Below are 24,328 nucleotides of genomic sequence, written 5' to 3' on the forward strand. Positions count from 1 at the left end.
GACCGCATCAAAAAATAAGGGTTAGTAGTTCTCGTAGACGGTTTTGATGATAGTAAAGTAATCCATTCCCTCCGCTCCTTGCTCGCGGTACGTTTCGGAGGAAGAGGCGTTCATTCCACCAAAGGGGACGTGAAGTTCGAGACCGGTCGTTGGTCCATTTACCTTCACGATACCGAAGTTGACGGCATCGATAAACCGATTGACTTCGGTGTGGTTTTGGGTGATGATGCCTGCAGAGAGACCAAACTCGACGTCGTTGGCGAGATCGATGGCTTCCTCGATGTTTGTGGCTTTAAGGACTCCGACAAACGGACCGAACACCTCTTCTTGCATCACGGTCATGTCCGATTCGACGTCTGTAATCACCGTCGGCTCGACGAAGTGACCATTCTCGTACTCGTTCCCCTCCGGTTTCGCACCACCATATTCGAGCGTCGCGCCTTCTTTCTTCGCCGTCTTGACGTCCGCAAGTGTGCTTTCGAGTTCGTCCTTGGTCACCTGCGGTCCCATATCTGGATCGTCGAGACCGGGGCCAATGTCGAGCGAGTCGGCATAGGCTACCAGTTCGTCGACGAACTCGTCATGGATCGATTCGTGAACGATGACGCGTTCAGTTGCCGTGCAAGCCTGTCCGGTGACGCCGAAAGCAGCACTGCCCACAGTCTGGGCGGCTGAACTCACGTCGGCGTTCTCAGTAACGACCGTCGGATTCTTCGATCCCATCTCGGTCTGGACGCGCTTGTGCTCGCTGGTCGCCTGCTCGTAGATCATGTCGCCAACTGATCGACTGCCCGTAAAGGAGATCGCGTCGACTAACTCGTGTTCGATGATCGGCTGACCGACATTCTCGCCGCTGCCAGTGAGGACGTTGACGATGCCGTCTGGTGTGTCGACCGCATCGGCTGCCGCGTCGAGACACTCAGTGACGTTCAGAAACACCGTCGGTGCGTTCTTCGAGAGTTTACAGACGACGGAGTTTCCTGTGGCAAGCGCCGGGGCCATCTTCCATGAGGGAATTGCGATCGGGTAGTTCCACGGGACGATGAGACCAGCAACGCCTATCGGCTCTCGGATCGTGTAGAGATTCTGATCGCTCGTGCTTGGAAGTTTTCTTGTCCCCTCATAATCCATGGCCCGTTCTGCGTAGTAATAGAAGATGTTCACTGCCCGCTGGGTTTCGGCAGTGGCTTCGGTGATCGTCTTTCCCTCCTCTCGCGAAAGCGTCTCGGCGAGCTCCTCCATTCGGTCGTCCATCCGTTTTGCCGTTTCGCGTAAGAACTTACCGCGTTCGGGACCGGGCGTGTTCGCCCACGCTTTCTGTGCTGCTGCGGCCGCTTCAACCGCTTCGGTCGCGTCTTCGGTGTTCGAATCCTGGCATTCAGCGACGATTTCCTCGACGTTTGCGGGATTGCGGACCGCGAACGTCTTACCGGTTGTTGAGGCGCGCCACTCGCCGTTGACGTAATTCTCATAGCCCCGTGTCATCACGCCGTAGGTCGGGGGCGACGTTTCCCCTTCTTTTGGCCTGCCATTACAAGCAGTGCGAACGTAGTTCAAAACTCAAGCTCGTCGTCGATGAGCGACTCAGCGGGTAGCGAGAGATAGACGATACGGAGCGTATCGAGTTCATCGACGAGTTGGTCGTATGCTTCCGCATCGAGAACGACTGCACCGCTCTCCGCACGATCTGGATGATCATTCGGATCGACACCGACTGCCCTCATCCCTTTTTCGAGTGCTTGTTTGGCGAGATTGCCAGCCATCTGTCCGAGTCCAATGATCTCAATTTCTATTTGTATGATCTTATTGGATACTCTATAATGTGGATGGCGGGAGACGGGCGCTTTGGCTCCGCATTCTCGCGTTAACGACGCTAGTGTCGGTCGTCCACATAACCTGTTACCTGCACAGGGTGAGTGATTGAGAGAGCCTCCCGCGATAGGTGTCGTCTTGGTGGCACGAGGCTTCTTGAAGATCGTCGTAGTACTTGCTCCCATGAGAGATCACGACCTCATTGTGCTAGGTGGCGGGACGGGCAACATCGTTGCGTCCGCGGCGGCCGAGGAGGGCCTTGACGTGGCGCTCATTGAGCGCGACCGGCTTGGAGGAACATGTCTCAATCGTGGTTGTAATCCCTCGAAGAAGCTCATTCACCGAGCAGACATCGTTGAGACAGTACAACGGGCGAACTCGTTCGGTATCGACGCGTCGCTGAACGGCGTTGCATTCGCGGAAATCGTCGACGAGGCCATCACCGAAGTCACCGAAGAGGCAAAAGAAAAAGCCAAGCGTGCCCGTGAAAACGACAATATCACGTTCTACCAGACAGATGGCCGATTTATCGACGATCATACAGTCGAAGTAGATTCTGGAACTAATAGTGAAATCTTGACCGCCGAGAAAATCGTCCTTGCGGGCGGCTCACGGCCGCTGATTCCTGACTCGATCAGCGGCACTGACGACGTGGAGTTTATAACTAGTGCCGAAGCACTTCGCGTCCACGAGCGGTTCGATCGCCTCGTCATCGTCGGTGGCGGATACATCGCGGTCGAGATGAGCCACTTTTTCGGCGCAATGGGGACGGACGTCGCCATTGTCAGCCACAGTGAGGTGCTCGCCGAGCGTGAAGATCGCGACATCGCCGAGCGACTAACTGATGTATATGACGATAAACACGAACTCCATTTAGGCTATGAGGCGACTGCATTCGAGGCGGACGATGATACGAAAACCGTTACTGCTGAGTCGGACGATGGTGACGAGATTACGATACAGGGAGACGAACTGTTAGTTGCCACCGGCCGCAGACCGAACTCTGATCTCTGGGATGTCAAGGCAGCAGGGTTGGAGACGAACAATAAGGGGTTCGTACAGACGAACGAGTATCTTGAAACCTCCACGGAAGGTGTATGGGCCATAGGCGATATCTCAGGCAACTACCTGTTCAAACACTCGGGCGACAAAGAAGCCAAGTACGTCATTGAGAACGCGATTACGGGAAATCGACAGCCCGTTACGTATCCTGGAATGGCACACGCCGTCTTCGGGTCCCCACAAATTGCCGGACTCGGCAAGACCGAATCGGAAGTCAGGGACGATGGCCGCGACTACGTGATTGGTACGCTCTCCTACGATGATACGGCGCTCGGAATGGCCCTGGAAGCTGACGCGGGTTTTGCGAAGGCCATTGTCGGAAGCGATGGAGACGTGATTGGTTTCCACATCATTGGCCCACACGCATCGTTGCTCATCCATGAGGTGAGTACGGCGGTCGCAGCCGGTGCTGACGCCAAAACGATCGCCGAAACGATCCATATACATCCAGCGCTGTCGGAGGTTGTCCAGGGTGCATTCCAAGATATCCAAGACGTAGCGCCCTCCGGGGTATGAGATCGATCGTCTACGACGAGCGCAGATGAACAGCGTTCAGTCGAACAGCAAACGACTGGGTCGACAGGATTGGATATAGTATTTATTTCTGTCGTCTACGTGTTGTTGATATCGATGACTCGACCCGACCGAACTCCTTCTACGGTGTCAGTAACGTCGCATATGAATGTTGACGAAGTTCTATGCTGATGTCCACGGACTCAACGTCATCAATGGCCGCATCGGCTGGTACATGAGCAAGGATGATCTCCGTGAGACGATAGGTGAGGACCTCAAGCCGAGAAAAGCCTGATTCACCCGGGCAACCTGGCTGAGTCCCCACGACTGCCGGGATATCCATCGAAAAGCAGACGGCAGACTTGCCAGACACTCCGGTGGCAGTTAATGCGGTTTCACGAAACGATGAACGGTTTTACTCCATTACCGAAACGATGCGAACGATTGGCTACAAACCGCGCGATAACGCAGCAGAGATTCTTGATGACTAGTCCGGTTTTTATAATCCTATGTGACCTATCTAAAAATGACTGTGAGACATCTCTATTCGCTATTTTCGAACCGTTTCGACGACATTTGTGAGCGTTCCGATATTCTCGACATCGATCACGATCCGGTCTCCGTCCTGAAGCGTGAATTCGTCCGGGGGCACAAGACAGGTTCCGGTCAGCAGAACCGTCAATTCCGCAACCGCGTTGCAACGAGTGAGATATGAGGTAAGTTCCTCGCACGTTCGCACCATCTTCGACGTTGAAGTCGTATCGTCGAACACGCGGGTTCCATCACGCTCGATCGTCATCGACATATCAAGTTCGTGAGGATCACTGATCGATCCGGTAGAGGCGATGCATGGGCCGAGTGCGCAGCATTTGTTATACACCTTCGCCTGCGGAAGATATAGCGGATTCTTTCCTTCGAGAGAGCGACTACTCACATCGTTACCAACCGTATAGCCAACGATGGTTCCACGATAGATGACGACCGCGAGTTCGGGTTCTGGAACATTCCACTCCGAGTCGGTGCGGATCCCGACGCTGTTCCCGGGACCGACGGTTCGGCTCGACGTTGCTTTGAAAAAGAGTTCCGGCCGCTCGTTCTCATAGACATCCTGATAAATGTCCGGTCGTCCGCTCTCTTGTTCACGCGCATCGCTACTGATTTCGTACGTCACCCCGGCCGCCCAGACCTCGTTGGGGATCACCGGTAGTTTCGCCTCGGTCGACACCGTTTCGGGATCGACGACTGCTGCATCTTGGACTAGACGGTCTGTGATCTCGTCTATGTCGGTGTCCACGATTGTGGCAACTGACGCCAAGTCGCCGAACGACCTGAGTGACGCTCTTGCTGTCGAGAGATCGTACGCGTTCTGTCCATCACTGGCGATGAGCCGCGAGTCGGCATCGGCTGGCAGGCGGTAATAGCGCATATCACGAAGTAGCATCCTGAGACGGAAGTAGCATCCCCCCGTGTCGTTCTCCATATCCTTCAGATTCGATGTACTCGTCAGGGACGCCAGTCGTCTGTATGATATCAACGGGCGAATACACCATTTCGTTGATGCCGCAGGCGTACACCTCCAGATTGTGCGTGTCGTTCCGCTCGTCGATGTTGTACGTCGGTTCTATCTCGGCGTACTGGCACAGCAACTCGTCTAGCTCCATCAAATTCATATTTGCTTCGAGATACTTGAGAAACGTCCGCTGGACGTAGGCAGTCTCTCCGTCCCAGTCGGTCAGATACTCCTCGTGGGGGAGTGTTGGCACGTAGTGGACGTTTTTGTACTCCTGATCGTACGCTCTGAAGTCGTCGTGGTATGGAAGGTCGTCCCCAGGGAGGAGCCGAGAAAAAGCCCTACGTCTCGCGTTATTCCGTCAACGATGACGTGGCCCTCGTGGGTGGTCCGGTCGGCTTGGTGGACGTTCTCGTAGTTGAGGTTGCAAAACACGTCCTCAAATTCGAACTCGGGCTTCGAATGAGGATATGGTGGTAGCGAACCGGCACAACGTGCACTCACCATCCGTCGATTACACTGACGATGAGGAGGTGGCACTTGCTGAGTACCAGGCGTTCAAGACCGAAGTGGTGAGCAGCTAGTGGGTACAGTCCTCCGTCCGTTTGTCGGGGTTCTCGTGGTGGTGAACCACACACGCCATACACACGCAGAGGGAGCATCGGACACTCGACACAAAGACACCAACCGCAGACCCACCGAACGACACCGGAATCCGGGGGCATTGACCCCCGCTGACAGCACCAACGGTACCTCCGAGCCGCCCGGGCTGGTCGGCCTCGACTCCGAAGCGCACGGTGAACCCGCTGATAAACTCTGGGCGGCGATCGACATGACCAAGGGAGTCCTGTTCATCGGCGACGATGCCGACGGCCAGGAGATAAAGGTGAAGACGCTCATCCACATGATCGGGCGGTTGATCCATCGGTATCGTCACAAGTTAGGTATCGAAAACGGCTTCAAGAAGCACAAACACTTCATAGGGCGTACCACTCAACCGAAGTGATTGTCGGTTTCAACTTCGCGTGTGTCTGTACAATGTGTGGCAACTGCTGGATCTGCTGGTGAAACTCGCTCTCGACGGCGAGTACAGATCGTACAAGCGCTGGTGGACGCGAACCAGTTTCTGACCATGGCAAGGGAATCATACGGACTTGACCCGCCTGAGTATCATTGAACCCCTCGTGTCCACCCAGTTTGTGAGCGGTGCCACTGTGTCGCCCCACTTTGTTTCACATCATAACTAGGAAAATCTGAACCGACGAGCTGATTTTGATCGTCGTCAGCTTTTACCGTCGAGAAAATGGTTGGAAAGAATATCCGGGACGTGCATTGCAGAGCTATCTGCCCGACATCAGATCGTAGATAGCTATTTCATGTAGAAGCTATCCCCACCTGCTGCTTGAAAACCACCATCCACTACAAGATTCTCACCAGTTATCCAAGAAGCTTCATCAGAAGACAAAAATAGGATCGCATCGGCGATGTCCTCTGGTTCTCCTAATCTACCAAGTGGATATGTGTTAACAAAGCCTTCACGAGCGGATTCGGGGTCATCTAGTGTCTCTAATACACCACGGACTAATGGTGTATCTGTAATGCCCGGACAAACAGAATTTATTCGTACTCCAGAGGGACCTGCTTCTGCAGCGAGAGCACGAGTATAGTTCGGAATCGCGCCTTTGGTGAGTGAATACCCTGCTTGGAGGGGAAATCCAAATACTGCAGCCAGGGAAGCTACATTCACGATTGCTCCATGTCCTTGGTTACGCATTATCGGAAGTGCGGAGCTACATCCATTCCACACACCCTTGATGTTCAAATCAATTATATGATCTCGTGTTTCCTGGTCGATGGTTTCCATAGGACCTAATGGATGCATGGTCCCTGCATTATTAACCAGTACGTCGAGACCTTCGTTCTCAGCAACGTCGTTAACTATCGACTCAAAGTTCTCCCAGTTGGTAACATCTAGTTGATGGAATCTTCCACTTCCTGGTTCTGTATCAGCCATGGTGTCAATAGTCTCTTTACCACTTTCTTCATCAATGTCTAGGACGACGACAGTAGCACCTTCTTCACGAAATCGCTGCGCAGTCGCCCGTCCGATTCCCGATCCTGCTCCCGTTACGAGAATGGTCTTGTCTTCAAATCGCATATAGATTATATCTTAGGGAAGAAACTTAAATCTATGGTAGTATAGAATTAATTCTGAAATTAAGGCATTAGGTACATTTTTTATATGATCTATCTATTAAACCTATTTTAGACAGGTATTTATAATGGGGGATAAATAGACTATGAAATAATCAAGACATGCATTTGCCTGCTATTACGGCAGTACGCTGGGTGAAGTGTAAGTCATTATCCTTGAAGTAGGGATGTGTTCCACTCAAGTCCCGTTTAGCATCCTTTAGTACCATTTCTCGAGCTTCTGATGCGCGAGTTGGGGGCGTCTCTGCATTGTCTAGCCATTCTTCGACTTCTTGTACGAGCTTACCGGTCTCTATCTGAATAATTTCTAGATTGTTCTCCGTGAATATTTCTAATATCTCACTTACAGGAAGAGCCCGAACATGAGATGGATCCCTTAATCGTTCAAATTTGTTTTGATACTTGCCCCTCTTCGAGTATTCACTGACAACAATATCATCTATTGCAACTGTACCCTCTGGACGACATACACGTGACATTTCTTTGACGACATTGCTTGGGGCCTCAACATGATGGAGCGCTAATCGGCAAGCTACGATATCAAACGTATTTTCTGGGAACGGGATATCCTCTCCATCACCCTTCTGAAAATGAATATTCTCTATATCCCGTTCCTGTTTCTTCTTGCGCGCTATCTCAAGTGGAGCTTCAGTAATGTCGATTCCAACAACTTCATCAGATACTTTAGCAAACTCAAATGCTACGTGGCCGGGTCCTGTAGCGACTTCTAAGACTTGTGCTTCAGGATGTGCATTAGTTGCTTGGACTAGTCTTTTGACTTTTTCTGAATCAGTTAATATTGAATTTGCTGCATAAGCGTCAGCTTGCTTTGTGAATTCTTCACGGACAACGTCTTTATGATCTGATGGCTCAGACACAATAAACAACTCCTTATGATATTAAATTGGCTGCTAAATATTTAAAACCTCTCTTCCACATCAAACTCCCATATGTATCTATCTGCGTCTTAATTAATATTCCTGGCTTATGTGGATAGGATATCATATGTGCTGGATACCTCAACGGTTACGTACCAACTTATAGATACATATTTACATGGCAAGTCCGAGAAGATGCCTTTTTACAACTCGACGGACGTATACGGCGTTTCGTCTGGGGTCCCTTTCGCGAGTGTGCCGGTTTCATCGCCGAGTGCCACCGCCCACGATCAGTGCGTAATGATCGGATTGTCCTCGTTCTGCTCGCACACGAGCAGACTCATCTTCGGGATCTGTGAGGACGCGCTGAATATCAACCGTGTCGAATCCATCCTGCTGCGTGTTGAACCGGTCGACGAGGTTCTTGAGTCGGAGTTTCGCTGCTCTCGGAACGTTCCTTGATGTGTTCGTACTCAAGCATCGATTCGGACTGGAAGTGATTCGTGATGGCACCGAATCCGTAGGTAGGTCGCGTCGTCGCGACTGCCTGGCTTGGATCGATCGGGTGATGTCACCGGCGGCATCTACGACCAGAAAGTTCGAGTTCTGTGCGTGGGAGATGCGTTCGAGGAAAGACACCGCGTCGTCGACCGTCCGACAGGAATCCAGTAAAGGGGACTCTGAGGAGCATGGAGTCCACTACCTCAATCCGACGCGTATCTTTGAACGCAGCGACGAAGCAGATACCATCGCATGGGTACCGTAATGGCAATAGGGTCCACATCACGGAAGGGACAGTTGACGAGCCCCCACGCGCAAGCAGAAGGCACTGGTCGGAGCTGTGGACATCATCGGAACCGTGATTTTGAAACGAACCACTCCTACGTGACAACGTGTGATGCCGACAGCCAGCAAATGGACAAGAAGGCGCTCGCCCCATGATTGAGCAGCTGATGCGCTGATATCGGCGTCGGTGGAGTATTGAGAACAGCTTCAAGAAGCAAAAGTATTTCAGGTGCTGACTACCCCAACCAAGCGCAACTATCGGTTTTCAATTTTGCGTTCGCGTGCATACTGTACAACGTCTGGCGCCTCGTCGATCTACTGGTGAAACTAGCTATCGATGGTGAGAACAGGTCGTACGCGCCACGTGTAGACGCGAACCAGTATTCTGGCCGTTGCCAAGCAGTCCTACGGTCAACCCCGCCGATTGATGCCAGGCTACCCCTGTGGCCGCCGGCTCGTGAGCAACGGTACCGTTCGGCCGATATTTATTCTTTATTATAATTGTTGGTTTAAAATGTTGCCTTGGGATTGATCAGCGGTTGTAAAAATGGCCGGGACAAACGCCTGATCCGTGCATTGATCTGCTACCTAGCCGATATCAGGGCAAATAGGGTCGCAGAGGGTAACAAGACTAAAATTTGAGATGGTCAAAAATCACTATTACTGGGATTTTTTCCCTGCGTGTTCTCTCAAGAAGTACACCCTCTTGGGAAACGAGTCATGATAAGTTGAAGAAAATAAAATCCTTCACACAATAAGTATAAGTCATACTATATACTGGAGTTCATACAAATATCTAATATAATCTATATAAATTTATATTATCTGCCCGAAAGATTTTTGCCAATGTTGGCATATATCCTGTTATGGATAACGCAAAAGGTACTGATCAGCTACAAGAGACGGATCCATCCTTGAAAAATTATCGAGACGCTGTTAGAAACCACTGGGATCCAGCTGAAATAGACTATAAAAATGATGTAGAGGCATTAGTAGATCTAGATGAAGTCAATTTCACGGTTCTCCGTAGTGTGATCGCTCAAATAGGATTGGGGGAGGAAGATGTTGTAGAAGATCTTCATCCATTTTTCGCGATAACCAAAACCACAAGTGATGCTATGTTTCTTTCCACCCAACAATATGAAGAAGCTAAGCATGCGGATTTTTTCACCCGGTATTGGTATCAGGCTATTAACTCTGCAGAAGACATTCGTGGCATGGAAACGACCGAACCAGATGATGACCAGTGGTTAACAGAATCCTACATTGCTCAGAGTAAACGGTTGAATGATGATATGAATAAGCTACTGGACAAAAGAAGCCCACACGACTGTGCTCGAGCCTTTGCAAATTATCACCTGACGCAGGAAGGTATCCTCTTTCAATCTGGTTTTCACTGGTTGAGGAAAATGTACAATGGGAATAATATTGACAACCCAAGACTGCCAGCACTAATGGAGGGAGCAGCCAAAATAAGTCAGGATGAAGCTCGACATGTGGACTATGGGGTGAGGAAACTTACGGATCTTGTGGAGATTGAACAGATTGATCCAGTAGAAATTGATGAACATGTCTCAAATGTTCTCCCGCTCATACAAGATCTTCTATCGACCATCATTACACCCAAGTCGGGGAAAATCGACGAAAAGGAAATTATTATGTTTATGAGAAAGAACCATACTAAAAGAATGAAAAACATATCCAAAAATAATCAATTCGAGTCATTTATAGATTCGATCAGCAATTAGTCATAGAACGAAAACTAAAAATAAATGAGCGAATCTAGCGTTAGTACCGGAAACGGTAGTGAAACGAACGGCACAGTATGTATAATCGGGGCTGGTCCTGGAGGTATAGCAGCTGGCAAGGTATTTTTGGAAGATGGTTATGACGTGACTATTTATGAAAAAAATAGCGAATTAGGAGGTACGTGGTCCTCTGAAAACCGGTATCTCAATTTGAACCACCAACTCCCAGATAAAGTCACTGAGTTCATTGGCAAACCTTGGGGGAAATCATATGCCCCGGCAGAAGAGTTCCAGAGCTATCAAGAGAGTTATGCCAAAGAATTTGGGGTTGAAAATCATATTGAATTCCAAACAGAAGTAGTAAAGGCTAGAAAAAATGCAAATGAATGGGTTATTATAACCCAGGAAATCAAAAAGAGCCGTCAGAACAAAGAACGCTTCGATTATCTAGTAGTCTGCTCTGGTGCTTACGATATTCCAAACCGTCCTAAGATAGCAGATGAGTCCAAATTCCACGGCGAAATACTACATTCTAGTGAGGTGAAGTCAAAAAGCCAACTGAAAAACAAAAAAATTGCTATTATTGGTGGCGGGAAATCTGCAGCTGATATAGCCACTGAATCAGCTAAGTTTTCCACATCAACTGCAATGATATTTCGGAAGGCAAATTGGTTCCCTCCCAAAAAGTTATGGAAAATAGTCCCTCAAAACGCTGGACTGTATACTCGAATCGGTGAATCAGTTTTACCTATGTATTACAATGAGAATACTTGGCGGTGGATGGATAGACTACTTCACCCTTTAACATTTTCATTCTTAAAATTGCTTGAAAATGGTGTAAAAGTTGGCAGTGATTATCGAAATCTTCCGGACGATTTAGTACCTGACTCAAGCGTTTTAGCTGTACAACGGGCTGGTGTCATGCCTGACGAATTCCCCTCGTTTATACAAAATGAAGAAATACAGCCAATAAAGGGTACTGTCAAGAAACTCGATCAGGATGGGATTATTCTTGACTCTGGCCAGAAATTACACGCGGACAAGATCATATTGGCTACTGGCTATCGTAGCGAATATCCGTTTTTACCAGAATCAATTAGATTAAAAAAGGATGGTGACTATTATCTTTACCGTGGAATATTGCCTCTGAACGAAGATGATATTGGGATACTTGGTCGGCGAGAGGTTTTAAACAACTTTCTTTCTATGAATCTATCTGCTCATTGGCTTTCTGATTACTTCCAGGGTCAGTTATCAGATATGCCCAATAAAGACGTAATGAAAGAGAGGATAGAATCGCGCTTAGCTTGGATGGATGAGAATATTCCTCTTCATAAGGGGTACTACTATGGGGCATATGACATCCACACGTTTGATGAGTTGCTTATCGATATGGGAATTCCTACGCGACGTTCTCACTCCTTTGCGACAGAATGGCTCGGCATTAATGCACGTGGAAAGCAATATAGGGGACTGATAGAAGAACGCCAAGCCGACGAGCGAGAGTCTACTCCACTAACCGCAGCCTCTGGTGTCTATCTCTCACTTTTCTCCGTTATGTTGGCAGTTCCCATCTTATATATACTAAAAAATTATAAGGTAAGGGATAAGAGGTGAGTTTACAACGACCGAGTTCGAGACATGGTCCCTCAATTTTCCGACGCACTACAGGGGGGCCCTTACCCTACGACTGACAAGGTATCAACATTCAGTCTTAAAGGTGGTAGCTATGAAAAAGCAGCTTGACAATTACCCTAGTGAGGCATGATTTGCTTGCCTACAATATTGTGGTAGGCATACTATGAAAATAGCTCAGAACTATAGTTGATAGACACAGAAATATATACTCTCCATCTACTACTATTCCATAGAACCAATATCCATGATCTTCCTCCGAAATACATATGTATACTGTGATATAGCCACTCAAAAGCAATAGAATCAACCCTTCTATGGGAATGAGACCTGAGAATGCCAGTAAAATCACCAAAATTGAGATTATTACATTCAGAGTCAAATTGATTAGTTTGGTAGACTGGAGCCCATAGGTGTTCGGAACTGTTCTTACACCTTCAGCCCGGTCTCCTTCTATATCCTTGATATCAAATATAATTGTATTTATAAACCAAGAGGAAGTGAAAAATGCAAATAAAAATAAAACAACATTATTAAAAATTTCACCATAGTATGAACCAGTTACTATCGGTATCGTTCCCCAGGCAACACCAACAATCAAATTTTTTACATAAAGATACTTCTTTGTTCGGAATACAGAATAGATGACGCCTAAACCGGGGTATATTAGTGATAAAGTAAATAGCTGGAGATCTTCAGTGAAAGCATAGACTAAACCTACTATATAAGCACAGATACTGATTATAGCAAGATATTTTGAATATTTTTCCACGAATTGAGTCCGGTCCGGGACATTTACTTTGTCTTCTTCTATATCTGTCAATCTATTTAAGTTATACACCACCATTGGCATGACAAAGGCGATAAAGAGCGGGTAGATGGATATTGGAAATCCGGCCAATAGTTGCGTGAACAATGCCATTCCAACTCCACTTAGCGAGATCAGTACATTGCTGTACACTAGTGATCTCATTATATTCATATTAGTTCCACCTGAATTTGCTTGCCGTTATTATCATGTTACTTGTTGATCTACTCGAGTTAGTTGTTTTAACCTTTTTGTTAAAGTAACTGTTGCATGGAATAACTAAAATATACAAGAGGATGACCGTCAGCACCACCAGGGTTGGATGTGCCGAAGGCGTTTTGAGCCGGGTGAAGCCACCCATGGTCGAACGGCACGCTCAGTTAATCAACATGAGCGGAATGAAGAATCGTGATCATCGTCGGGTAGTTTGTTTTTCGCCGGTTGCGAGGTCGACCACCGGGTACGTCTTGAACGTCACTTCGCACACGCTGGTGGGCGTTGCGTACTTCTCACGTGCATGCTGATCGTCGTCAATAGTAGAGTTATGACTTCTCACCGTCGTTCGCCTGAAAATCGACGTCTTTCTGTTCGCCTGCAAGAGCGATATGTCCATAGTTGAGCAGGCCAACGAAGACCGATCCACCAATGATGTTTCCTATCGTCGTGAAAAACAAGAAAATGCCGAACGATTCGAGTGTAATCGCTGTATCGAGGACGACCGCTGAGAGCACTTCAGTCGTGCCAAGGATGGCGTGGTGAAATGGCCCGAATCCGATGGCTGCAGTGGTAAGTAAGACGAAAACGATACGACCGATCGTATCTCGACTGGCGGCCGATAGCCAGGTTGCTAGCCCCATAAGCCACCCGGCGATGACTCCTGAAAGGGTGATAACCCACCACGGGAGGTCTACGAGTGCTCCCGCAAGCGATTGGAACGCTGCCGGTTCAGCAATCCCCATTGGTGCACCGATCGCGGCGACCAATACAACGAACACTAGACAGCCAAGCAGATTCGATACATATGTCACACCCCAAATGCGCCCGAGATCGAAAAGGGACGCACGGCCGTCCAATACCGGAAGGACTGCCATCGTCGAATGAGCAGTGAATAGTTCAGTTTGTCCGATGACCACGAACAGAAAGGGGATTGAAGAAATGCCAGCGAGAGCAACCTGTTGGGTAAGTTTGGAGTCAAACTCTCCAGCGAAGGTCAGTACCATCGCCATAAACAACGCACCGAAACTCAGGTTGAGTCCCGCCGAGATTCCAGAAATGAACGTTCCTACCGAAGGCCGATCCATCTCTTTCAGCGCGTTCTCCATCTCTCGTTCGAGGATATTGCGATAAGAAAGCGTTGCCCCAGTTGGGTTATTGGAATCGTCGCTCATGTACAGCTAATCTCGGTATATTCTATTAAAATATTCTCTAACAATAAACTAATTAAATAAAAATATTTTATAAATCTCATTTTTAAGTATAAATCGGCGACAATTGATGAATATGTGGGCATCTCCAGTGAGTAGTAATATTTGTTATTTCACTATCTCATCTACCGGCTAAAAGCCGTGGCATCCATCAAAGACTTCGGCTCTAGCCAGATCTGATGCAGATGTGATGCCGCTTGCGGTCAATATCCAGGAAACCAGTATTATACAATTCATAAGGGCAAGGAAAATAGCACGGCTACGACGAATATCTTCTCTCATCGAATTGATCCTATGCAGATGAGTGGGCGCGCTCGATGAGTTCCATCATGTTCTCCTCGACCTGTGTGGCCACGGCCTCCTGCCTGTCGCCCGACTTCGGACCCCACTCGTCAAACGCGTTCAACGGCTTGAGACGAACGATTACGTCGTACACCTTCCGTCGATGATCGAAATCGTCGGGGAACGCACGGACGCTTTCGTAACCGGTGGCGAACGAGTCGATCAGTGTCTCGGCGTCGGGTTCGTTCAATTCGAAACCCCGAACAACCCTGGAGAAGTCGTACACGGGATCACCGACCCATGCCCATACCCAGTCGACGACACCAGTGACCTTGTTGGTGTCGAAGATGACGAAGCTTGGCACCGGGTCACCGTGAAGAAGCCGAGGTACATTGTCCAATGTGAGGTTTGTGGCCTGTTTCTCGACCAGTTCATTGGCCCGCGGGCGATGCTCTCGAATCGGGTGCCTACGAGGGCAGCACCATACTGCTTCGTTCGGGAACGAAGCAATGCTAGCCAGTCCGATGGTCCACCAAGGAGGAGCGAATCCTCATCACCATGCTATCCAGCCCGCTCGATCAAAGCGGAGCTGGTCATGAATCTCTCCGAGAACGCTTCCCAACTGGTGTGTCAGCTCCGTTCGGTTTTCACGGGTCGTGTTTTTGGGGAGCGTCTCGCCGTCAGCACCCGGACATGGTTTCGGAAATATAGTACGGCGGAACGTCGTCGGCTGGGGAGAGGGTTGCGGTTCGAATCTGTGGCACCGAGAGCGAGGATTATGCCCGCACATAGCGGTGCATGCAGATATCTCGACGCAGACGATCGCGACCCGCGGGTTCCTGTGTGAACTTGATGATGAAATGATCGCCGTTGGCGAGTGAGACGTCAAAGACCGCGTGTGGCAGGCGGCGAGTGAGATATGTGACGTCCTTGCTGTCTGGATTCGAAAACTCTGCAGTCAAGATACGATTCAACGTGTCGGTCGGTGGTGTCGGCAAGAGGTTCGAACGGACGTTCTCTGCCCCCTTTCGATACCGATTCACTCTTGTTTCAGTTCGTATGCTCTCTCGGCCAGTAGCCTGTCGACAACAGTTTCTGGCTGTACGGCAACGTACTGGTTTGGGTCACTTGATCGCATCCGGATCAGCCTGCGAGCTTCTAGACCGTTGAGCACATCGTAAATACGACCTTTCGGAACTGCACTGATCTCAGAGAGTTCAGTTGCAGTTGCTGCTCCTGTCACGAGAAGCGATCGATAGACTTTCTCCTCGTAACTTGAGAGGCCCAGCATGCCCAATTCAGACATAGATTGTCGGTATACACCCAAGCAAATTAGATGTGATGTTTTGTTTTATCAGTCGTATATTGGTACTTCCCAGACGATGATGTCTCTGAGAGGCCTGGAGTCATTTGCCACTCCGAGAGATATCGGGTACACGATCCACAGTCCTGTGGATTCCGAAGAAGGTGTAGTAAGTGCCGCAATCGTCGGAACCAAGGGTCGAAAGAGCTCAAAGCTCTCACCGAAAGGATCGTTATTGATGATAACCACAAAGAGTAGGGTATCGGAGCACTATTTCAGTTGTATGATATCGTGTTCACTCACAACCGGGCTTGTAACTCTCTCTGGCGTCGCTTTTGGGACCATTGCTTTGGGTGGCGGATATCTCACAGTTCGTAGCACCCATCCCTGGTCGGGTAGAAGCTCACCGTTCACTGCTGGTGAGACGAGTGAGTACGGAGATGATGGATCTACACAGCGCTATACTGACTCACCGCCGGAGCCGGCAGATTCAACTCAAGCAGGCATTCTAGACGTTCTGCCCCACGATGAGACACAGATTGTTGAACCGGTGCTTACGTCTCCCGGCATTACGCAAAGCGAACTGCGAGACCGCGCTGACTTTTCGAAAGCCAAAATTAGTCAGACCGTAACTGATCTCGAAAAGCGCGGGCTGCTCTACAGGGAGGAATACGGTCGGACATATCGTATCTATCCAGACAAATCGCTCTCTGGCGTGGATAAGCCTCGTTCGGATTCTGCATGACTAATCACAAGATTTGTTTTGAAGGAAGCTCTTGGCTGCTGATATTGATCAACGTTCACAGTAGCCAATAATAATGAAATATCTCCGTATGACGCTCCCACAAGACGTCATTGCTCCCGCCTCAGTGATAACAGAAGGTCGTCTACTCAATATCCAGCTCCTTCCGGATGGAACGATACTCGAGCTATCACTGGTTCACATCGATCCCGATGAGCTTCTCAGTGAACTAGAGACAACGAACGAGCCGAACCAGTTAGCGTACGAAGTGGTAGAGACAAAACAGGATTTCTGGTATGTCTATCAGCACTGTCAGCCAACCGAGCAGGCATTGACGCTCCTTCGGCTTTTCAATGACTACCAACTCATGATCATGTTCCCGGTCGTCTTTGATGATACCGGCTGTACGATTGAGATTATTGGCCGCGATTCAGACGTCCAACACGGGTTCGATGCGCTCCCCGCTGACGTTCGTCGGCGAGCCTCGATTGATCGCGTGAACGAGTACTCACCACAAGCAACAACACCACGATCTGACCTTACCGAGCGCCAGCGTGAGGTTCTTGACGCGGCAGTCACTGTTGGTTACTACGATGTTCCGCGCCGAGGAACTGCAGAAGACGTCGCTGCAGCTCTGGGCTGTGCGCCAAGCACGGCGTCCGAACATCTCCGAAAGATAGAAGCCCGAATTCTCTCCTCAATCGCTGAGGGATGAACGTCAGAGACATTCCCTCTGTTCGATAACCTTCCAACGCTATTCGAGTTCTTTCAGCACGCGATCGATACCACCGAGCGACTTGGTGAGTGTCCGATTCAGAACCATCCCCATTACGAGAAGGACGATGAGAAACGATTGACTACGGGTACCAGGGCATCGTAGTAGAGCAATCTGAGCTGTCTCCGCCACCATGAGACAAACGCCTCTTAGGATCTCCCACGAAATAAAGGCGAAATGATTCGCCTTGGATCGTCATGGAGTCACGCATGCATTCAACTTCGTTATATCAGATCTGAAGGAAACAAGAGATTAGTGGCAGCCCATTGGGCCACTGTTCATCATGCCATCCATACCGGAACTGCCCCTCTGATTCGATTCATTTCCGTTCATCATCTGCATACACGTCTGCATCATCTCTCCACATTGTTCCATCTGCGATCCACCATTGTCTTCTATCATTCGAATGCACTGATCCACAGACACATTCTCATGTTGTTCCATCAATATCTGACACTTCTCATTTATATCCGGTGCTGTGGTCCCATCAGTCTCGGTGCTCTTGGTATTGTCGTAGATTCCCATCGCGCTCACGGCACTAACAGCAATCAGTGCGATGGCGATAGCAACCACGACGGCGATTGTTGTTTTACGCATTGGGCTGTTCTCCACCTATCAAAATGGATCTAGATGGGGTAATGATATGGGTGTGAACACACTGGCTTATATTCGTCTATAGCGTTTCTCCGGTGTTCTAAACGTTTTTCCCATCCCGAGACCGTTCATGCAAACGATATCCATGCACTACCGCGGGAACGATCACTTTCGAATTTGAATGCTCGCTCGAAACGTCCCTCCGAGATACTCTGATGGCGAGGGTCAGAGAGCGGATCTACTGCGGAGCCATTGTGGATAGTTCTCACCAGCCAGACGCCCACCAAACGCCTGTCCTCTGGATGCTGTGATAGGTCCCTAGCGTAGGAGTTTGAGTATTACGAGACCGTACAACGATCTATAACCAATTCGTTATCTCAGATCTTATCAACTATGTCCGTTTTCTTAAGATAATTTATCTACCTTCAACTAGTGGCTGGTATTCATACGTCTGTCCAGGAAATGTCGGTCGTGTCGGTGTTGACGATGACTGCGTCAGTCACATCACTTGGATTGTATCCGTAGACCGTCTTACAGATGTCAACAAACACGGTGTATGCATCATCGGCGGACTCAGGGCTTCTATGATACGCATTGATCCACTCGTTATCGGTCGATGTGGACTCACGTGTGACCAATCGGCGAATCATCGAGACGATACTCCAAGCAGGCCACGGTCAGCACTACTCGATTCGATTCCGAGATCGTGCTTGTCCATGATGTCGTTCATTGATTCAACCATCTCGTCATCCAGTCCGGTGACATTGTGGAATCCGATCATATATTGGTACAGCAGATCGTCGTCCCCAAACTTGGCATTGATGAACTCCGCTTCATTGCCTCGATTGTGTATCTTCTCGAACAGTCGGCGGAGTCGTTTTTCTTTCTCCGTACTACTCCACCGTCTTGAATCACTCATCACATGATGCTTGGTGGTTGAGTTGTAATTTCCCCTTCGATCGCCATCCCGTCAGCATCACTACGCAAACTGGACAGATTACGCCTTCAGATCGGTAATAACAACAGCATTGGTAGACTACAAACCTGCACCGTGCTGAACATTCACTGCTTGAGGAGGTGATGCACAGCGACTACTGTCACTTCTTTCCAAAATAGCTGTCGCGACTCTCTATGCCAGGTTAGACTGGAAGAATCTTAGTGTCTTGGTCGGAGTGATCGGACTCTTCCTCTAGAATATCGATACTGGCACCCTCTAGCAACCCGTTAAAGACAAAGCGGTGATCTCAATCGAGGAGCGTCGTGAGATCTGTCTCGTTCAAGGATGATTGGATCTGAGACGGAGGGGACCAAGTGGCCCCGCATAGAGTCCGCCACCCCCAAACTCGTCGTAGACTTTGATTGCAATGGTATTTTTCTCGCCGAAATTAACATCGACCATCGACAATGGGTATTCTCTGTGTTCCGTCCACGCAGTGCGAAAGTCATCTGCGGGGATGCTCCCACTTTTGCCGATTTCCGTCCCATTGAAGAACGTTCGGTCCACATCGTCGATCTTGCCTAATGGTAGTAGTAGGCTATTTCCATAGTCGTCCCAGGATTTTGGGATCTCGATCGTTTTCCGGTACCAGCCAAAGACTTGGTCCGCCGTGTATCCCGAATGATCTTCCCAGCTTGCAGGTAGTTCGACTTGTTCCCAGTCACTATCGTCGTAGTTGGTGGCCGCCCAATTCATGTCGTTCCAACCTGCCTCCCATCGATGTAGACGTTTACGGTTTCTCCACCGATAACTGTCCCCGAGTTCGTTCCTGTGACTGTGATGTCGATTGTTTGGCCCGATACCGCAGCTTCCGGCACTTTGAGGGACGTATACTGTTGCTCAGGAGATTCATAGGCTGGGAGCGTCTTTATTTCTTTGTGTGTCGCACGTGTCAATCTGGTTGCCTGCCCACCGCCCCGGACTAGTGACGCGAGTATGGTTGTACTCGGATCAACGATGAGTTTATCGATACGGACATCAGTGAGATCCTCGTCGAACACCCACACTTCGAGTGTTCCGGTCCGACCTGGATTCTCGCTCTCATAGAGCCCGAGTCGGAGTTCTTTATACTGTTCATTGATCTCGTCGTACTGATCCCAGACGGGCGTCCAGGTCGTATCGACTGTTGAGCGTTCGCTTCCAGTGACCGTGAGTTTCTCACGGAAGGCGTCCTGGTTTTGAACTCGAAACCGGGTGCTGAATCCGAGATAACTGATACTCCATCGTATGCAACGCTGTAACTTACCCGGCCATCAGAAACGTCAACTGTCACAACCACGCGTTCGTTCGGGGACGTGACTGTCTGAGTAACCGAATCGTCGCTGTTCGTCACCTGTGCAACAACAGCATCCGGAACGGACAGCGAGTATGTCGATGCGGCAAACAATGTGGCGATCCCGCCGATACCGGATCGGCGACTCAACAACGACGGTTCATACCTCTCTATATGGAGTTTCTGCCACCATTATTTGTCATTCACTCACTTTTTCACTACAAAGTGACTTAATATTTCTGGTGTTTACTTACGATTGTACTGCCACATTGAGGAATTCTACCGGAATGGGGCTTCCAACAGTCCCGTTTTGCAACTGTTCTTGGACTGTATCTAGCCTGTTTCACTCTATGCTCGCGATCGATTCGTGAGGTGTGATTTTATCGGTGGGTAAATCTTTGAGATAGGAATTCACTTTACACTCCTACGTTTGTAATGGGCATCGATTCATCACTCGCTCTCGTTAGACCCGTTTCCGAGCGAATCAGACAACGGGGGTCATTAACCGGTTGTCCGAGATGATGATTCATCGGTCTACTCGTATGCAGAGTCGGTGATTGTTCTTAACATGCTTTCCAGATCGAAACGCTTCATAGACAATAGACGTTTACGACTTCTCTAATCCCTATTTCAGAGCGTGTAGCGTTCGCGATGTGCGAGGTACACTTTCGATAGGCCGATTGAACTATGGTCTCAAAATAATTATTCGGAATAGAGTTAATTTTGATAACCTTTAAGGAGTGTTACCGACCTCTTGTGAATGCAACTCGCATCAACACCACCCATGACACAGAAACTCACGCAAAATCTTCAGCGACGAACGTATCTCGAGGGGCTCGGTCTCGTTGGAACCGCAGCACTCACGAGTCTTGCCGGCTGTACCGGTGGCGGCGATAATAGCGGCAACGAAACGCTCGAAATTCTCCACGGCTGGAGCGGAGGTGACGGACAGATCGCCTTCGACAGTATGCTGGAAGGGTTCAAGGAGAAACACCCAGACATCGATGTGAACGCCAAGGCTATTGGTGGCGGCGGCAACACGAGTCTCGACGCACGCATCAACACCCGACTCAACAATCAGAACCCACCAGGTTCGTGGACCGAATGGCCTGGCAAAAATCTCCAACAGTTCACGAACGCGGATCTCCTTGGCGACATCGGTGAGTCCGTCTGGTCAAACAACAACATGCAAAGCGCCTACCTTGACGGGCCAAAGCAGGCCGCAACGTCGAACGGGACCTTCGTCTGCATTCCTACCAATATTCACCGGATGAATAACCTCTTCTACAATACAACCGTCGTCGAAGCGGCTGGCGTGGATCCATCGAAGCTGAACGACCCAATGGCACTGGCCGATGCGATACGGACGATCAGTGAGAACACGGATGCCGTCGGTATGGCTCACTCAACGAAGTCGCCATGGACGACACTCCAGTTGTGGGCAACCGTGTTCCTCGGACAAGCGGGTATCGATGCCTATGAGGCGTTCATCAACGGTAACGGCGACAAAGATGCTGTCGCCAGCGCCTTCGAGACTCTTCTCGCCTACAGTGAACAGTTTCCGGACGACGCCTCTACCATCGGCTGGAAGGAGGCCAACAACATGTTCGTGGAAGGCGCTGCTGGCTTTTTCCACCAGGGCGACTGGGCGGCCGGTGCCTATGGGTCGGATTTTGCTTTCGGAGAGAACTGGGACCACGTCGCATTTCCTGGAACGAGCGGGCAGTACGCACTCAACATGGATTCGTGGGTGATCCCGCAGGACGGACCGGCGTCTAAAGCAGCGAAAACGTGGCTACAGTACGTCGGAACGAAAGACGCACAGGTCCGCTTTAACACGAAGAAGGGATCCGTTCCGCCCCGTGCTGACGTCTCTACGGGGGAGTTCGGCCCGTTCCAGACCGCACAGATCGAGTCCCTCCAGGACTCGACTGTGCAACCGCCTTCTATCGCACATGGACTCGCAGTCAAACCAGAAATTCTCACGAAATTGAAACAGGCCGTGAGAGATTTTTCGTTTACAGATGCGTCTGTTGACAAAACCGCCCAGGCGTTCATGGATGCGTTCTAATGAAGCCGTGATTCTTCGTACTATGATTGGCAAACTCACCCCGATAACGAATACAATCACTCGGCGGTCCAAGAGCCCATGACAGACGGTGGATCCGCGGTGTCGACAGACGAACCGACGCTGCTCTCGAACGTTAGCGACGAGTTTCTCGGGTCGCTTCTGTTTTGGCTTCCTCCGTTCTTGTTGATGGGATTTTTTGTCTACGGCGCTATCGGCTGGAACTTCGTTATCTCACTGACCGAAACATCCGGTTTCGGTGGGGTCGATTACAGCCAACTTGATATTGAGCAGTACACACGAGCGTTTGGGGATCCGACGTTCATCAATGCGACGACGAATACGTTTGTTCTCCTCATCACGTTCACTGCCGTCTGTTTGGCTATTGGACTCCTGTTGGCGATCATGATGGATCGGAAGCTGCGCTTTGACAACGGCTTTCGAACGATCTATCTGTTGCCGATGAGCCTTTCGTTTGTCGTGACCGCACAGTTCTGGCTCTGGATGTACAACTACGACAACGGTCTCATTAACATCATTATAAGTTCGCTGGGATTCAGCAAATATCAGTGGATCAGCAACCCGGATCTCGTGTTATCAGCAGTTATCTTCGCTCTCGTCTGGCAGTTCAGTGGGTACGCGATGGTCGTCTACCTCGCCGGACTGCGTGCGATTCCCCAAGAGCAGTATGAGGCAGCCCGAACAGACGGGGCAAACACGCTCCGACTGTATCAACGCGTCATCATTCCACAGTTGAAAGGTGCAACGATCAGCGCCTCAGTCGTGTTGATGGTGTTCGCACTCAAGGCCTTTGACTTCCTCTACTCGCTCACTGGAAGTTACATCCCACCGAAAGGATCTGACATCCTCGCAACGATGATGGTCCGACAGGCATTTCGTATCAACAATCAGGCGTACGCAGCCGCGATTGGAATCATGCTATTCGCGCTCGCGCTCGCCATTATCACGCCGTATCTCACCTACCAGCATCGGCGGGGTGAACTCTGATGTCGATTCACGAGCGAGCGAGCGACGGACGGCAGCTCCTGTTGTACGGTGTGCTTGTGGCACTCATCGGCTTCTATCTATTGCCGATCGAGATCGGATTGATGACCTCACTCAAGATGAATCCATTGTCAACAGCACCGTTTTTACCACCGGGGCTCGACGGATTCACACTCGAAAAGTGGAGACAAGCGTTCTCACAGCTTGCAAACGGGCTGTTCAACAGCCTTGTTCTTGCCATCCCGGCGACGATCCTCTCCGCGCTACTCGGTAGCACCGCAGCCTACGGCCTGACGACGCTGAACTGGCGGGGACAGATGCCAATCCTCGTGTTGTTCATTGCAGGGATTTTCATTCCCTATCAGGCAGTGCTCATCCCGCTATCGAAGTTCTGGGCAGTGTACTTACCGCTTGATGAGTTGCTCCAGACGGTGTGGGGGCTCCCGATGCTCGAACCGTACCATGGCGACCTTCTTGCGCTCATCATCTCACACGTCGCCTATGGGATTCCCATCACGACGCTGCTGTTTCGGACGTATTACCGGAACTTCTCTGTGGAGATGATCGAGGCCGCACGGCTCGACGGTGCGACGCCGATCCGAATTTACTGGCGGATCATCCTGCCACTGTCCGTACCGATGTTCGCGGTCACGCTCATCTATCAGTTCACGCAGGTGTGGAACGACTTGCTATTCGCACTGGTTGTGGTGGGGCCCGGTGAGGGCGCACCGGTGACCGTTCCCCTCTCACAGCTCGGTGCCAGCCTCTCGGAAATTGGGTTTGGCGTTCGGATGGCGGGAGCGTTCATTGCTGCATTACCGACTATCGTCGTCTACATCATGTTTGGAGAACAGTTCGCGAAAGGTGTTGCAACGTGAATCGATCGATTATCACTTCAT

General features: G+C 49.9%; 26 protein-coding genes and 4 pseudogenes. 13 read left to right on the plus strand and 17 right to left on the minus strand.

Annotated elements, in window-relative coordinates:
• Positions 1–21: 21 nt before the first annotated feature.
• Positions 22–1,485, minus strand: a complete 1,464-nt coding sequence (gene xacF / locus JXQ78_RS14890; protein ID WP_330633310.1) for a 2,5-dioxovalerate dehydrogenase — start codon at positions 1,483–1,485, stop codon at positions 22–24.
• A 68-nt stretch (positions 1,486–1,553) separates the two neighbouring features.
• Positions 1,554–1,763: a hypothetical protein gene (locus JXQ78_RS14895; protein ID WP_330633311.1), complete on the minus strand. Its 210-nt coding sequence runs from the start codon at positions 1,761–1,763 to the stop codon at positions 1,554–1,556.
• A 232-nt stretch (positions 1,764–1,995) separates the two neighbouring features.
• Between JXQ78_RS14895 and JXQ78_RS14900 the strand changes: the two genes are divergently transcribed.
• Both JXQ78_RS14900 and JXQ78_RS14905 read left to right on the plus strand, forming a co-directional pair.
• The gene (locus tag JXQ78_RS14900) at positions 1,996–3,390 is read left to right on the plus strand and encodes a dihydrolipoyl dehydrogenase family protein (protein ID WP_330633312.1); all 1,395 of its coding nucleotides are present in this window, start codon (positions 1,996–1,998) and stop codon (positions 3,388–3,390) included.
• Positions 3,391–3,556: 166 nt separating this feature from the next.
• Positions 3,557–3,682, plus strand: a complete 126-nt coding sequence (locus JXQ78_RS14905) for a hypothetical protein (protein WP_330633313.1) — start codon at positions 3,557–3,559, stop codon at positions 3,680–3,682.
• A gap of 255 nt (positions 3,683–3,937) precedes the next feature.
• Here the strand turns inward: JXQ78_RS14905 and JXQ78_RS14910 are convergent, their stop codons facing one another.
• Together JXQ78_RS14910 and JXQ78_RS14915 are read right to left on the minus strand one after the other, a co-directional pair.
• Complete coding sequence (locus JXQ78_RS14910; protein WP_330633314.1) at positions 3,938–4,813, minus strand: fumarylacetoacetate hydrolase family protein; 876 nt, start codon at positions 4,811–4,813, stop codon at positions 3,938–3,940.
• Position 4,814: 1 nt separating this feature from the next.
• Positions 4,815–5,150, minus strand: coding sequence for a hypothetical protein (locus JXQ78_RS14915; RefSeq protein ID WP_330633315.1), 336 nt, complete (start codon positions 5,148–5,150; stop codon positions 4,815–4,817).
• Between the two features lie 50 nt (positions 5,151–5,200).
• Between JXQ78_RS14915 and JXQ78_RS14920 the strand changes: the two genes are divergently transcribed.
• The 3 genes and pseudogenes from JXQ78_RS14920 to JXQ78_RS14925 all read left to right on the plus strand — a co-directional run bounded on the left by JXQ78_RS14920 (position 5,201) and on the right by JXQ78_RS14925 (position 5,903).
• On the plus strand, positions 5,201–5,377 hold the full coding sequence (locus tag JXQ78_RS14920) for a hypothetical protein (protein WP_330633316.1): 177 nt from the start codon (positions 5,201–5,203) through the stop codon (positions 5,375–5,377).
• Positions 5,334–5,475: pseudogene (locus JXQ78_RS19115) on the plus strand (DUF6166 domain-containing protein); the annotation flags it as partial. The gene JXQ78_RS14920 and the pseudogene JXQ78_RS19115, both read left to right, overlap by 44 nt.
• A 5-nt stretch (positions 5,476–5,480) precedes the next feature.
• On the plus strand, positions 5,481–5,903 hold the full coding sequence (locus JXQ78_RS14925) for a hypothetical protein (protein WP_330633317.1): 423 nt from the start codon (positions 5,481–5,483) through the stop codon (positions 5,901–5,903).
• A 363-nt stretch (positions 5,904–6,266) separates the two neighbouring features.
• On the opposite strand, the gene JXQ78_RS14930 is transcribed toward JXQ78_RS14925, so the two are convergent.
• The 3 genes from JXQ78_RS14930 to JXQ78_RS14940 all read right to left on the minus strand — a co-directional run bounded on the left by JXQ78_RS14930 (position 6,267) and on the right by JXQ78_RS14940 (position 8,628).
• A complete protein-coding gene (locus tag JXQ78_RS14930; protein ID WP_330633318.1) occupies positions 6,267–7,055 on the minus strand; it encodes an SDR family NAD(P)-dependent oxidoreductase in 789 nt (262 codons plus the stop codon).
• Positions 7,056–7,206: 151 nt separating this feature from the next.
• A complete protein-coding gene (locus JXQ78_RS14935) occupies positions 7,207–7,989 on the minus strand; it encodes a class I SAM-dependent methyltransferase (protein ID WP_330633319.1) in 783 nt (260 codons plus the stop codon).
• 264 nt (positions 7,990–8,253) lie between these two features.
• Entirely contained in the window at positions 8,254–8,628 is a 375-nt protein-coding gene (locus tag JXQ78_RS14940; protein ID WP_407934074.1) for a hypothetical protein, read from the minus strand.
• An 8-nt stretch (positions 8,629–8,636) separates the two neighbouring features.
• Here JXQ78_RS14940 and JXQ78_RS19120 point away from each other — a divergent pair.
• The 3 genes and pseudogenes from JXQ78_RS19120 to JXQ78_RS14950 all read left to right on the plus strand — a co-directional run.
• Positions 8,637–9,307 (plus strand): annotated as a pseudogene (locus JXQ78_RS19120) (hypothetical protein); the annotation flags it as partial.
• Between the two features lie 334 nt (positions 9,308–9,641).
• The gene (locus tag JXQ78_RS14945; RefSeq protein ID WP_330633320.1) at positions 9,642–10,523 is read left to right on the plus strand and encodes a ribonucleotide-diphosphate reductase subunit beta; all 882 of its coding nucleotides are present in this window, start codon (positions 9,642–9,644) and stop codon (positions 10,521–10,523) included.
• Positions 10,524–10,547: 24 nt separating this feature from the next.
• Complete coding sequence (locus JXQ78_RS14950; RefSeq protein WP_330633321.1) at positions 10,548–12,140, plus strand: flavin-containing monooxygenase; 1,593 nt, start codon at positions 10,548–10,550, stop codon at positions 12,138–12,140.
• 160 nt (positions 12,141–12,300) lie between these two features.
• Here JXQ78_RS14950 and JXQ78_RS14955 read toward each other — a convergent pair whose 3' ends face one another.
• The 4 genes and pseudogenes from JXQ78_RS14955 to JXQ78_RS14975 form a co-directional block, all read right to left on the minus strand.
• On the minus strand, positions 12,301–13,140 hold the full coding sequence (locus tag JXQ78_RS14955; RefSeq protein WP_330633322.1) for a UbiA family prenyltransferase: 840 nt from the start codon (positions 13,138–13,140) through the stop codon (positions 12,301–12,303).
• A gap of 368 nt (positions 13,141–13,508) precedes the next feature.
• Entirely contained in the window at positions 13,509–14,354 is an 846-nt protein-coding gene (locus JXQ78_RS14960) for a formate/nitrite transporter family protein (RefSeq protein ID WP_330633323.1), read from the minus strand.
• Between the two features lie 328 nt (positions 14,355–14,682).
• Positions 14,683–15,036, minus strand: coding sequence for a phosphotransferase (locus JXQ78_RS14965; protein WP_407934075.1), 354 nt, complete (start codon positions 15,034–15,036; stop codon positions 14,683–14,685).
• Positions 15,037–15,646: 610 nt separating this feature from the next.
• Positions 15,647–15,978: pseudogene (locus JXQ78_RS14975) on the minus strand (TrmB family transcriptional regulator); the annotation flags it as partial.
• A gap of 280 nt (positions 15,979–16,258) precedes the next feature.
• Here JXQ78_RS14975 and JXQ78_RS14980 point away from each other — a divergent pair.
• Positions 16,259–16,720, plus strand: coding sequence for a helix-turn-helix transcriptional regulator (locus tag JXQ78_RS14980; RefSeq protein ID WP_330633327.1), 462 nt, complete (start codon positions 16,259–16,261; stop codon positions 16,718–16,720).
• Positions 16,721–16,808: 88 nt separating this feature from the next.
• Positions 16,809–17,432 (plus strand): helix-turn-helix domain-containing protein, encoded by a 624-nt coding sequence (locus JXQ78_RS14985; protein ID WP_330633328.1) that lies wholly within the window; start codon positions 16,809–16,811, stop codon positions 17,430–17,432.
• A gap of 312 nt (positions 17,433–17,744) precedes the next feature.
• Here JXQ78_RS14985 and JXQ78_RS14990 read toward each other — a convergent pair whose 3' ends face one another.
• From JXQ78_RS14990 to JXQ78_RS19125, 6 genes and pseudogenes are all read right to left on the minus strand, one after another.
• On the minus strand, positions 17,745–18,089 hold the full coding sequence (locus tag JXQ78_RS14990; RefSeq protein WP_330633329.1) for a hypothetical protein: 345 nt from the start codon (positions 18,087–18,089) through the stop codon (positions 17,745–17,747).
• 440 nt (positions 18,090–18,529) lie between these two features.
• The gene (locus JXQ78_RS14995) at positions 18,530–18,736 is read right to left on the minus strand and encodes a hypothetical protein (RefSeq protein WP_330633330.1); all 207 of its coding nucleotides are present in this window, start codon (positions 18,734–18,736) and stop codon (positions 18,530–18,532) included.
• Positions 18,733–19,005, minus strand: coding sequence for a hypothetical protein (locus JXQ78_RS15000; protein WP_330633331.1), 273 nt, complete (start codon positions 19,003–19,005; stop codon positions 18,733–18,735). Before JXQ78_RS15000 ends, JXQ78_RS14995 begins: the two co-directional genes overlap by 4 nt.
• Positions 19,006–19,362: 357 nt before the next feature.
• Entirely contained in the window at positions 19,363–19,779 is a 417-nt protein-coding gene (locus tag JXQ78_RS15005; RefSeq protein WP_330633332.1) for a hypothetical protein, read from the minus strand.
• Positions 19,776–20,090 (minus strand): hypothetical protein, encoded by a 315-nt coding sequence (locus JXQ78_RS15010; RefSeq protein WP_330633559.1) that lies wholly within the window; start codon positions 20,088–20,090, stop codon positions 19,776–19,778. Before JXQ78_RS15010 ends, JXQ78_RS15005 begins: the two co-directional genes overlap by 4 nt.
• Positions 20,091–20,126: 36 nt before the next feature.
• A pseudogene (locus JXQ78_RS19125) lies at positions 20,127–20,416 on the minus strand (glycoside hydrolase family 97 N-terminal domain-containing protein); the annotation flags it as partial.
• Positions 20,417–21,140: 724 nt separating this feature from the next.
• On the opposite strand from JXQ78_RS19125, the gene JXQ78_RS15025 reads away from it, so the two are divergent.
• The 3 genes from JXQ78_RS15025 to JXQ78_RS15035 all read left to right on the plus strand — a co-directional run bounded on the left by JXQ78_RS15025 (position 21,141) and on the right by JXQ78_RS15035 (position 24,307).
• Positions 21,141–22,427: an ABC transporter substrate-binding protein gene (locus JXQ78_RS15025; protein WP_330633333.1), complete on the plus strand. Its 1,287-nt coding sequence runs from the start codon at positions 21,141–21,143 to the stop codon at positions 22,425–22,427.
• A gap of 78 nt (positions 22,428–22,505) precedes the next feature.
• Positions 22,506–23,432: a carbohydrate ABC transporter permease gene (locus JXQ78_RS15030; protein ID WP_330633334.1), complete on the plus strand. Its 927-nt coding sequence runs from the start codon at positions 22,506–22,508 to the stop codon at positions 23,430–23,432.
• Complete coding sequence (locus JXQ78_RS15035; RefSeq protein WP_330633335.1) at positions 23,432–24,307, plus strand: carbohydrate ABC transporter permease; 876 nt, start codon at positions 23,432–23,434, stop codon at positions 24,305–24,307. The genes JXQ78_RS15030 and JXQ78_RS15035 overlap by 1 nt, the downstream gene beginning before the upstream one ends.
• Positions 24,308–24,328: the final 21 nt, after the last annotated feature.

Origin of the sequence: Halocatena halophila, from assembly GCA_027563145.1 — an archaeon.
Lineage (GTDB): Archaea > Halobacteriota > Halobacteria > Halobacteriales > Haloarculaceae > Halocatena > Halocatena halophila.